Source organism: Streptomyces sp. NPDC049040, from assembly GCF_043197715.1.
Taxonomy (GTDB): domain Bacteria; phylum Actinomycetota; class Actinomycetes; order Streptomycetales; family Streptomycetaceae; genus Actinacidiphila.
In genome coordinates this window covers 94,774-106,208 of record NZ_JBICTO010000010.1, presented here as the reverse complement: position 1 = coordinate 106,208, position 11,435 = coordinate 94,774, and the positions used below count along the sequence as shown (strand labels likewise).

Sequence of the window (11,435 nt, the reverse complement as noted above, 5' to 3'; positions counted from 1 at the left end):
GCCTGGGCCGGCCTGGGCGGAGGGGGTGGCGGGCGCGGTCACTTGGCGGTCACCTCGGTGAGATCGGCGAGCACTTCTGAGGCGATGACCGGGTCGAGGTCGCCGAAGCGCAGCGAGTGCCGGCGCGACGGGAAGTAGTCGCCCGGTCGGGCGTCCAGCCAGACCGTCTCGAAGGTCTGGTCGCCCATGGTGTCGACCATGCCGACGGCGATCCCCTGGTCCAGCGCGATCACCACATGGCGGTTGTCGCCGACCTGCCGGTGGAACCACCGCTCCACGCCCGCGTCCTGCGGCACGCCCCGCTGCCAGCCGCGGCTGGTCAGGCCGAGCAGCCTGCCGACCGGCACCGTCTCACCCTCGAAGCGGGCCAGCCGGTGGCCCGCGGCCTCCTCGTCCGTGAAGGCGTGCAGCGGCCGTCCCAGCTGCGGGAAGGGCTGCAGGATCTCGTAGTCGGCGAACAGCTCCGACCACGCGGCCACGTCGGCCCCCAGGTGCAGCGGGTGCGCCAGTGTCACCGTCGCGTCGTCCGGCAGCATGAAGGCGTCGTCCTCGACGTCGGCGAAGGTACGGTCCTCCGCGACCCTGAACGCGGTCACCACGACGGGGTCCGCTGCCTCGGCGAGCCAGACCAGCCTGCGCACCAGGTGCCACAGCAGCGGGTGGGCGACGAACAGCTCCCGGAACTCGCCGGCCGGCCACGTCCGCCCCGCGACCATCGCCGCCTCGAGACGCCGCACCTGGTCGGCCGCGACGGTGCGCACGTCCTTCTTCAGCGCCGCGAAGCGCTTGCGCTCGGCCGGCGCCAGCTCCGCGTCGTCCTTCGCGCCGGGCGCGGGAAGTGCCTTGCGGCGCTTGCCGTCGGCATCCAGGACATACGGGCGCAGCTGCTCGTCGAAGCCGACGGTGAAGCGGCGCGGGCCGTAGTCGATGACCGTGCTGCCGTCCGCCTCCAGGCCGAAGTCCGGTACGAGCCGGTCGCCCAGCTGGTCGGCCGTGAGCCCCAGGCTCTCGGCGACCTCCGCGATCTTCTGCTGCGCGCGTACCTTGAGGGCCTTGAACGGCACCCGCTGCGCTATGCCGTGCAGGTGCATCAGCGCGACGTCGGATCCGATCGCCGCCAGCACCTCCAGGCCCTCCACGGCCCGGTGGTGCGCGCCCTCGCCCGGCCAGGCGCGCAGCACGGGGGTGAGGCGGCGGACCGTCTCGTCGTCGCCGAGCCAGCCGAGGGCGTGCAGGGCCCAGCTGTCCTTGGGCGGCATGCCGGCCAGCCGCCACTGCTCGAACAGGGCCCAGGCGAAGGCGCTGAGCGAGTCGGCGGTGCAGGCCGATGTCAGCACGTCGAGGCCGGGGTAGACCTCGCCCGGCTTGGAGAGCAGCAGCAGGGTGATGGCGTGGTCCACCGCGCTGTGGGGCAGCGCCCCGCCCTCCACGAGGACGAGTTGGGGCAGCAGCCCGGGATCGGCCCAGACGCCGATGGCAGGCATGCGGGCAGGAAGCGCGCTCTCCAGCGGATCGGCGGCCAGCACCTCCCTGATGATCGCGGCTGTCTCGGACCCGGCCTCGGCGGCGGCCTGGCCGACCGCTTCCGCGCCGTGCGCGGCCGCGAGCAGCCGCAGCGCCCGCTCGGCTCCGCGCCGGGCGACGCCGGCAGGACCCACCGCGAACGGGGCGAGGTAGGGGACCGTCGCGAGGCCATGCCGGGTGAGCCAGGCGCGGGCCGTGGCGTCGGCGGACTTCAGCCTGGCGAGCCAGTCGCAGACCTGCCGGGCCGCCTCGGCGCTCAGATACGGCAGGAGCAGCACGTTGAGCGTGGCCGGTTGGCGCGCGGAGGCCTGCAGCAGCAGCGGGAGGGCGTCGACGCCGAAGCGCGCCGCCACCGGCTTGAGCGACGCCTCGCCGTCCCAGAAGTCCTCCGGTGTCCAGGTGGCCAGCAGCGGCCGGACCACGTCCTCGTCGCAGACGACGAACAGCCGGGCCTCGCGGACGTCCTTGAGCGCCCCGCCGGCCTGCAGGGTCTTGATCTCCCGCGACCAGTCGTACGTCCTGCGCCACTCGGCGTACCACGAGTCGGTGCCGGCCCAGGCCTCCTGTTCCCCGGCCTTCCAGACGACCCGGGGCCCGGGCGCCGCGGGGACCTCGGCCGCCACCCGCGGCTTGCGCACCGTGCGCTTCCCCGCCCAGGGCGGGTCGACGAGCAGCGCGGGCAGCGCCTCCACGGGCGCCTCCGGCAGCAGGTCGCCCCGGTCGAGCAACTGCTCCACCAGGGCGGCGACGTCAGGGGCCAGGTCCGGCAGCACGGCCGTGGCCGTCTCGGCGAACGACCGGACGTGCGAGGTCAGCAGCAGCCGGGCCGTCGCGGCGTCCTTTCCGCCGCCCTGCGCCGCGGCGCCCAGCAGCCGCAGGGCGCGGACGGGGTGGCGGCGCATCGCCGACAGCAGTTGCGGACGCACGTGCTTGTCGTCGACCCGGGCCAGCAGCAGCCGGAAGGCGTCGTCCGTCGGAATCTCCAGCAGGACACCGGCGAGCATCTTCGACCGGTCCGCCCCGTACGCCGTCTCCAGGGCCTCTTCCAGCAGGGGTGTGAAGCTCGTGCCCGTGCTCTCCGCCAGGGTCGCGATCAGCGGCATCGTCAAGGTGTTCCACAGGCGCCCGGCCCCGGCGACGAACCGCGCGAGCTGCTCGGAGGAGCCCAGCGAGGCCAGCAGCATCATGCGCAGCAACCGGTCGTCGGGGGTGGGATCCGCACAGCATTCGGCGACCCACTCGGTCTCGCCGGGCACGAGGAACGACACCACGACGCGGCGCCGCGCGTCGAACCGGCAGGACTCCAGCGCGGCCACGACCTCCCGATACGCGTCCTCCTCCGCCACGGACAGCAGCACCCGCAGCCGCTCCGCGCACTGCTGCCCGTGCAGGTCGGTGATGTCGCGGCCGGCCGGATGCCGTACGAGGCGGGCGTCCGATCGCCGCGACCCGCTCTGCCGGTAGTCGGCCGCGGTGTCGAAGTACTCCACCACGGCCCGTGCGGCGAACACCAGGCCGTGGGTCCTGACCCATTCGTCGACGAAGACGCCCGCCGCCATCTGGTAATGCCTCGTCAGGTGGGCCAGAACCGCGGCCCCCAGCGGGCTGTGCGCGCCGTCGATGTGCGCGCGCAGCGCGCCGGCCAGCTCCGGGTCGCTGTCCGGTGAGGCGAGCATCTCCCCGATCAGGGCGCTCTCCTCCGTGAACCGCCGCGCCAGCAGCTCCTCCCCCTCGGGATGCGGCGCCGCCACGCTCACCCTGATGCCGCCCCTGCGGGGGTACACCAGCCGCCGCCACGCGGCCGGCATCTCGAAGGTCTCCTCGTCCGGGAGCTCGACGCCCCGTGCCTGCGCCACCGCGATGTCCCCGCGCTCCGCCGCTTCCGCGGCGACCAGCCCCCTGCGCCCCACAGCCCCTCCTCTGCCGGCACCGCGGCCGGACGATGATCACGTGCTCAAGTGGCCGCCACAGTAGCGGGGCCCACTGACAGCCCGGTCCCGCGTCCGGAGCACGCGCGGGCGGGGGGTGGGCCGGCAGGTCGGGGCATGCGGGAGGGGGTGCGCGGCACCGCTCGGCCGCCGCGCCGTACGGGCCCCGCTCAGCGGTCCGGTTCGCCCATCGGCGGCAGTGCCGGGCGGTGCACCCAGGCGTCGAAGACCGCGTCCAGCGGGCGGGAGGTGTACTGCGCGGCGTGTGCGGCGAGTCCTGCCGTGGTCACCACGCCGTGCCGGTGCACCGCAATCCAGCCCTTGAGCATGCGGAAGAACGCGCCCTCGCCCATGGCGCGGCGCAGTGCGTGCACGGCCAGGCCGCCGCGCTGGTAGAGCCGGTCGTCGAACATGAGCCGGCGTCCGGGGTCACCGAGCGTCAGGTCCTGCGGCAGCCGGGCCAGCCGGTCGTACGCGGTGGCGGCGTGCGTGGCGGCCGTCGCGCCGCCGCTGTGCTCGGACCACAGCCACTCGGCGTACTTGGCGAAGCCCTCGTTGAGCCAGATGTGCCGCCAGTCGGCGATCGTCACGCTGTTGCCGAACCACTGGTGTGCCAGCTCGTGGGCGACCAGCCGCTCGGATCTGCGGTGCCCGCCGAGGTGGTTGGTGCCGAAGGTGGCCATGCCCTGCGCCTCGACCGGCACGTCCAGCTCCTCGTCGGCCACGACCACCGCGTACTCGTCGAACGGATACGGGCCGAAGACGTCCTCGAAGAAGTCCATCATGCGGGTCTGCCGCCCGAAGTCGACGGCGAATTGCCGGCGCAGTCCGGCCGGTACGTATCCGGTCTGCGGCACCGGGCGGCGCGGTGCGAACACCGAGGCCGCGCCCGCCAGCCGCACGGCCTCGTAGCGGCCGATCGAGACGGTCACGAGATAGCTGGAGGTGGGCGCCGCCTGCTCGTAGACCCAGGTGGTGCTGCCGGCCCTGATGGTCCTGGACAGCAGCCTGCCGCCGACGACCACGGTGTAGGCCGAAGGGGTGGTCACCGAGATCTGGTAGGACGCCTTGTCCGCGGGCCGGTCGTTGCACGGGTACCAGGACGGGGCGCCGACCGGCTGGCTGGCCACCAGCGCGCCGTCGGTCAGCTCCTCCCAGCCCAGGCCGCCCCACTGGCTGCCGAGCGGCTGCGGATTGCCGGTGTAGTTCACCTCCGCCGTGAAGGTCGCGCCGGCCTCCACGGCCTTGGCGGGACGGACCCGCAGCCGTCCCGCCCGGTGGGCGTAGCGCGCGGGCCGGCCGTCGACGACGACCCGCTGGAGCCGGAAGTCGGCCAGGTCGAGAGCGAATTCACGCAGCTCGGCGCCGCCCGCCACGGCGCTGAGCCGCGCCGTGCCGCGCAGCCGGTTGGACGCGGGGCGGTAGTCAAGGGCCAGCTCGTAGCGGTGGACCCGGTAGCGGGGGTCGCCGTGGGAGGGGAAGTACGGGTCCGCCTGCGGCGCCGCCACCCGCTTGTGGGCCACTGGTCCTCGCTCCCTTGCGTTTCGCGGGGCGGACCGCGCCGCGCGGAGCCGCGTCCCGTCCCTCGTCAAGCCCTGCCGTCGACCCGCGGGGGCCGCGGCACGCCGGACCCCGGGCCCGTCATGCGCCGCCCTGCCCCGGCTCGGCGTCGTGCCAGGCCTCTGCCGGATTGCCCAGCCAGCGGCTGTCCGCCGGAATGGACTCCGCCCGCATCACCAGCGAGGCGGGACCCAGCGTGCTGCGGGCCCCGATCTCGCTGCCAGGCAGCACGATGCCGCCGGGACCGAGCGTGGCGCCCGCGCGGAGCACCACCGTATCCATCCGCATGATCCGGTCGTGGAAGAGGTGGGTCTGCAGCACACAGCCGCGGTTCACACTCACCCCGTCCTCCAGGGTGACCAGGTCGGCCTCGGGCAGCCAGTAGCTCTCGCACCACACGCCCCGGCCGATCCGCGCGCCCAGTCCGCGCAGCCACAGATTCATCACCGGTGTGCCGGGCACCGCGCCGATCAGCCACGGCACGGCGAGCACTTCGACGAAGGTGTCGGCCAGTTCGTTGCGCCATACGAAGGCGCTCCACAGCGGGCGTTCCACGGCACGGAAGCGGCCCACCAGCAGCCACTTCGCGGCGATCGACACCAGGGCGGCGACGGCTCCCGCGGCCAGCAGCGCGGGCCCCGACAGCAGCGCCACCGTCAACGTCCCGCTTCGGGCCAGTCGCGCCAGCGCCGCGAGGAGCTCCGTCGCGAGCGCGGCGGAGGCCAGCACCGGCACCAGCCGGCAGACCTCGACCAGCCCGCGCGCCCACACCAGGCGGGCGGACGGCAGATACGTCAGGCTCTGATCGCCGTCATCCACGGTCCGTGGCAGCCGCACCGGCGGCATGCCGAGGTAGGAGCGGCCCTCCTTGGCCTTCTTCGGTGTGGCCGACAGCACGCCCACCAGCCCGCGGTCCGGTACCGCGCGCCCCGGCGCGGTCATACCGGAATTGCCGAGGAAGGCGCGCTCGCCGATCTCGGCCGCGCCGATCCGCAGCCAGCCGCCGCCGAGCTGGTAGGGGGCGACCAGTACGTCGTCGGCGAGGAAGGCACCGTCGCCGACGGTGGTGAGGCTGGGGATCGCCAGCACCGTGGAGACCTCCGCTCCGCTGCCGACCTTCATGCCCAGCGCACGCAGCCACACCGGGGTGATGAGGCCTGCGTACAGCGGGAAGAGCTTGTCGCGGGCGGCGTCCATGAGCTGGGTCACCGTCCAGGACTGCCAGCCCACCCGGCTGTGCAGCGGGTGCCAGCCGGGGCGCAGGCCCACGCTCAGCAACCGGACCGCGGCCAGCAGCAGGGCGGCATAGGCCAGGCCGAAGGCCAGCGTGGCGGGCACGAGGGCGATGAGCGCCCCCCGCATGGCGGCCGCGAGGCCGCTGCCGGTGGGGACCAGGGCGCCCGCGACGGCCAGGGCGGCCAGCGCGGCGACGGCCGGGAGCAGGGTGAGGCCCGCGCCGCTGACGCCGTAGGCGACCGCCCAGCGGGCCCGGCGGCCGGGGCGCTGCTTCGGCCAGCGCCGCTCGGCCCTGCCCGCCTTGACCGCGGGCGCGCCCGCCCAGCGCTGGCCGGTGGGCACCTGGCCCGTCACGGTGGACCCGGCGGCGATCTGCGCCCGCTTGCCGATCCGGGCACCGGGCAGCAGCGTGCTGCGGGTGCCGACCACGGCGCCGGAGCCGACCCTCACCTGCCCGACCTCGAGACGGTCGCCGTCGAGCCAGTAGCCGCACAGGTCCACTTCGGCCTCGACCGCGCAGCCCCGGCCGAGCCTGAGCATGCCGGTGACGGGCGGCAGCGAGTGCAGGTCCACGTCGGACGCGATGCGGGCGCCGAGCGCCCGGCCGTAGCGGATCAGCCACACGCCGGACAGTGCGGTCGCGCCGGTGGCCTCCGCCAGCCGCTCGGCCGCCCACAGCCGCAGGTGGACCCCGCCGCCGCGCGGGTGGCTGCCGGGCTCGAGCCCGGCCAGCAGCAGCCGGGCGCCGGCCGCGGCGAGCGCCAGCCGTCCCGGCGGGGTGAAGAGGAGCACCGCGCCTGCCCCCACCAGCCACCAGGAGGCGGTCGGCGCCCACGGGTAGCGGCCGGTGTGTGCCAGCAGGTTGCCCACGGCCAGCAGTCCGGTCGTCCAGCGCAGCCCGATGATCGCGTGGAGCGGGAGCAGGGCGAGCAACTGTACGGCCTTGGCCCGGGTCGGGACGGGCGTGATCTTTCTGACCGGCCGGTCGTCGCGTGCCGAGCGGTCCAGCATCCGCGCCAGCTTGCGGACGGTGGGTGCCTGGTAGATGTCGACGACGGCCACCGATGGGAAGCGCGTCCGCAGCAGGGTGGTGAGCTGGGCGGCGGCGAGGCTGCCGCCGCCGATCGCGAAGAAGTCGTCGCGGGCCCCGGCGACCGGCACCCCGAGGACCTCGGTCCACTGCTCGGCCACCCATGCCTCGGTGCCGTGCAGCGGCTCCGCGGCCTCCTCACCCGGCGCCGGCCCCGCGGACTGCGGCAGGGGCCAGGGCAGCGCGGCCCGGTCCACCTTGCCCGAGGTCCTGGTCGGCAGCGTCTCCACGGTCGCCAGCAGCGGCACCAGGGCGGCGGGCAGCCGGGCGGAGAGCTCGGCGACGGCAGTGGCCCGGTCCCAGCCCTCGCCTGCCACCACGTATCCGACCAGCAGCTGGTTGCCGCGCCGGGTCGTCCGCACGGCCGCGGCGGCGCCCGTGACGCCGGGCAGCGCCTGGAGGGCGGCGTCCACCTCGCCCAGCTCGATCCGCCTGCCGCCGAGCTTGATCTGCTCGTCGGCCCGGCCGAGGAAGACCAGCCCTTCTGGTTCGGCCCTGACGAGGTCCCCGCTGCGGTACGCGCGCTGCCAGCCGAGCGCGTCCAGCGGTGCGTACTTCTCCGCGTCCTTCGCGGTGTCCAGGTACCGCGCGAGGCCGACGCCGCCGATGATGAGCTGGCCGCTGCGGCCCATGGGGACCGGCTCACCCGCCTCGTCCACCACGGCCAGTTCCCAGCCGTCCAGCGGCAGGCCGATGCGTACCGGCCCCTCGCCGGTCAGCAGGGCCGCGCAGGCGACGACGGTGGCCTCGGTCGGGCCGTAGGTGTTCCAGACCTCGCGGCCCTCGGTGACCAGGCGCTCGACCAGCTCGGGCGGGCAGGCCTCGCCGCCGAAGATCAGCAGCCGCACCTCGTTGAGCGCCTCGGCGGGCCACAGCGTGGCGAGCGTGGGCACCGTGGACACCACGGTGATCTCCTGCTCGATCAGCCAGGGGCCCAGGTCGCTCCCCCCGCGCACCTGCGAGCGCGGCACCGGGACGAGGCAGGCTCCGTTGCGCCAGGCCAGCCACATCTCCTCGCACGACGCGTCGAAGGCGACCGAGAGGGATGCCATCACGCGGTCGCCAGGGCCGATCGGCTCCTCCCGCAGGAAGAGCGCGGCCTCGGCGTCCACGAAGGCCGCCGCATTGCGGTGGGTGACCGCGACGCCCTTGGGGCGGCCGGTGGAACCCGAGGTGAAGATGATCCAGGCGTCGTCGTCGGGGGTGGGGCGCCGGGTGGCGGTACGGGGGGTGCTCTTGCCGGATGCGGCGCGGGGGGCGCCGCTGCCCGTGGTGGTGGGAGCGGTACCGGTCACGGTCACGGTGCGGCCCGCACCCAGCACGGCGGCCACGCCCGCCTCGCCGAACACCAGTTCCGCCCGCTCGTCGGGATCCTCGGCGTCCACCGGCACGTATGCGGCGCCCGCCGCGAGCACGGCCAGGATGCACACGTACAGGTCGTTGCCGCCCGAGGGGACCCTGACTCCGACCCGGTCGCCCGCGCTGATCCCGGCGGCGGCCAGCGTGCGGCGCAGCGCTTCGACCTCCGCCGCCAGCGCGCGGTAGGTCAGCTCCGTACGGCCGTCGTCCAGCGCCGGCTCGTGCGGGTGGGCGAGAACGCCGGCCTCGAACACGTCGAGCAGCGTCCGCGGCCCGGCAGCCCGGCGCCCGGCGAAATGGGCGTATCCGGTGCCGCTCTGCTCGGCCGCGCCGATCTCGCCCATCAGGAGGTCCACGTCCTCCAGCGGGTCGCTCTGCACGTTCAGGTTCATGCGCTCCTCGTCCCTCGTCCCCCACCCCGGGCCTGCGCCCGGCCCCTGGTGTGCGAGGCCACGCCCTTCCGGGCCCACCGCACTCGGTACCAAAGCCGACAAGGCGGCTCATACTAAGCGGCCCCCGAGGACGGCGCCTCCCGGCGGCCGCGGGCCCGCCACGGCCTCGGCACGCCAGGAGGCGCCGGCACACCCCCGGTGACCTGGGCAGGAGCCGGAGCACGGGCAGTCCTGCTGACGGGGCGCCAGATGCCGGAAGGTGCCGCAACACACACCGCCCGAGGCCGCGGGCGCCCCGCGGCCGGCCCTGACGGAGCCCGTACGGGGCGCCCCGCGGCCCGGCGCGGTCGATTCCGCCGCCGGACACGGCACCGCGACGGGATCTGCACCGGAGCCAGCCGGCCAGTCGGCCAACGCAGGCGCGTGCGGGAGCGAATGACGCCGGGTCGGACGTGCGGGGCGCCCTTCGCGGGCCGGCCGGCTGTCAGGCCGCGGCGACCACGAGCTCGACCGGCATGTTTCCGCGCGTGGCGCTCGAATAGGGGCAGACCTGGTGCGCGGCTTCGACCAGGGCCGCACCCTCCGCGCCCGCCAGGTGCGCGGGGAGTGCGATCCGCAGGACGGAGGCCAGGGTGAATCCGGGACCCTCGCTCTTCGGTACGAGGCTCACCTCTGCGGTGACCGAGAGGCCCTCGACATCCGATTTCCTGCCGCGGGCCACCAGTTCGAGCGAGGCGGCGAAACAGGCCGCGTAACCGGCGGCGAACAGCTGCTCGGGGTTGGCGCCCTCACCCGTGCCGCCCAGCTCCTTCGGCATGGCGAGCTGCAGGTCGAGGAGACCGTCGGACGTGACGGCACGTCCGTTCCTGCCAGAGGACGTGGCCACGGCCGTGTACGTCGGCTTCATCAGGTGCCTCCCATGTGAGTTGTGAGCAATTGAGTTGTACGCAACTCAGTTGCGCGCTGTCAAGCGGGTACGATGGGGGCATGGGACTCGTACCCGACGACCTGGCCTGCTTCGCCGTCCATGTCGCCGCACGTGAGCTGGACAGCGCCTACCGGCGGGAACTGCGCCCGCTCGGCCTCACCTACCCGCAGTACCTGACGATGCTGCTGCTGTGGGACCGGGACGGCCGCAGCGTCAAAGAGCTCGGCGCCGCCCTGAGGTTCGACTCCGGCACCCTGTCCCCCCTCCTGAAGCGCCTCGAGGGGTCCGGCCTGCTGACCCGCGAGCGCAGTCAGGCCGACGAGAGGTCGGTCCTGATCCACCTCACCGCTGAGGGCCGCCGGCTCCAGGAGCGCGGCGAGCACGTGGTGGACCGGGTCTTCGGCGGACTCGACTTCAGCGTCGCCGACGCCGAGCGGCTGCACGACGGGCTGCGGCACCTCATCACCGCACTGGGGGCGGCCGCCGACCCGCCCGATCAGGCGGCGGGTCGGGCAGACACCCGCGCTACGGAGTGAACCCTCCGCAGGCGGGCGGGACGTGGACAGACGTGCCCGCGGCGGGTCAGGCGCCCCCGCCCTGGATCGGGTGCCGCATGCTCCCGCGTGGGGCGGCTGCCTCGGCGAGCGCATCACGCATCCGCCGCAGCCGGTGCACCGCGACACCGCCGGCCACGTAGAGGTAGCCGAGGAAGACCGCGCAGAAGGCGCCGTATCCGGCGGTGTGCCAGGGGGACGAGGTGGCGGCCACCAGCACGAGACTGGCGACGAGCAGCAGGGCCACACCGAGCAGCGCGGGCATGCGGTGCCGGGTGCGCTTCAGCCGCCGCTCGACGATCGCGCGCATCACCCGGCGCCGGCCCTGGTCCTCCGGCGGCTCGCCCTCCCGCAGCAGGTGGTCAAGCACGACCAGTTCGTCGGCCGACCCGCCTGCCGCCGACCGCTCCTGGTGCCGGCGCATGAGCGCCGGCCACAGTACCGCCACGAAGCAGACCATCACCCGCAGGAGCAGGGCGAGGGGCGAATCGCCCGGCCTGAGCAGCAGTACGAAGGCCGAGGCCAGCAGCCAGGCAGCCAGGAACTCGAGCCACAGGTGCCGGGCGAGAAGTTCGGTGATCCTGCGCATGGGCGATCTCCCTTTGAACACAGGGCTTTTGCTGTCCGCCTACCCCGGCCCGCCCGGCTCATCGCCGCTGCCGACCGGGAACCTCTCCCGGAAGTACGGCGGGCCGCCGCGCGGTCCGCCGCCGCCCTGGCACCCCCGGTCGCGGACCCGGCTCCGGCGCCCAGGCCGCCCAGCCGACCTGCTCTTTTGGGCCTCCGGCTATGTGCGCGTCAGGTCCCGGTCGCTGTGTCGCAAGGTTGCGGCACCAGTGTCTGGATTTGCCCCCTCGACCTGAA

General features: G+C 74.4%; 6 protein-coding genes. 1 reads left to right on the top strand and 5 read right to left on the bottom strand.

What is annotated here, in order from left to right:
- Nucleotides 1-38: 38 nt before the first annotated feature.
- From ACGFMP_RS24215 to ACGFMP_RS24200, 4 genes are all read right to left on the bottom strand, one after another.
- Complete coding sequence (locus ACGFMP_RS24215) at nucleotides 39-3,434, bottom strand: DUF4132 domain-containing protein (protein WP_393675061.1); 3,396 nt, start codon at nucleotides 3,432-3,434, stop codon at nucleotides 39-41.
- Nucleotides 3,435-3,622: 188 nt separating this feature from the next.
- Nucleotides 3,623-4,975 (bottom strand): M1 family metallopeptidase, encoded by a 1,353-nt coding sequence (locus tag ACGFMP_RS24210; protein ID WP_393675060.1) that lies wholly within the window; start codon nucleotides 4,973-4,975, stop codon nucleotides 3,623-3,625.
- 118 nt (nucleotides 4,976-5,093) lie between these two features.
- Nucleotides 5,094-9,041 (bottom strand): Pls/PosA family non-ribosomal peptide synthetase, encoded by a 3,948-nt coding sequence (locus ACGFMP_RS24205; RefSeq protein ID WP_393675230.1) that lies wholly within the window; start codon nucleotides 9,039-9,041, stop codon nucleotides 5,094-5,096.
- A 532-nt stretch (nucleotides 9,042-9,573) separates the two neighbouring features.
- The gene (locus tag ACGFMP_RS24200; protein WP_393675059.1) at nucleotides 9,574-9,996 is read right to left on the bottom strand and encodes an Ohr family peroxiredoxin; all 423 of its coding nucleotides are present in this window, start codon (nucleotides 9,994-9,996) and stop codon (nucleotides 9,574-9,576) included.
- Between the two features lie 80 nt (nucleotides 9,997-10,076).
- Between ACGFMP_RS24200 and ACGFMP_RS24195 the strand changes: the two genes are divergently transcribed.
- The gene (locus tag ACGFMP_RS24195) at nucleotides 10,077-10,553 is read left to right on the top strand and encodes a MarR family winged helix-turn-helix transcriptional regulator (protein WP_393675058.1); all 477 of its coding nucleotides are present in this window, start codon (nucleotides 10,077-10,079) and stop codon (nucleotides 10,551-10,553) included.
- Nucleotides 10,554-10,599: 46 nt separating this feature from the next.
- Here ACGFMP_RS24195 and ACGFMP_RS24190 read toward each other — a convergent pair whose 3' ends face one another.
- Nucleotides 10,600-11,160, bottom strand: coding sequence for a hypothetical protein (locus tag ACGFMP_RS24190; RefSeq protein ID WP_393675057.1), 561 nt, complete (start codon nucleotides 11,158-11,160; stop codon nucleotides 10,600-10,602).
- Nucleotides 11,161-11,435: the final 275 nt, after the last annotated feature.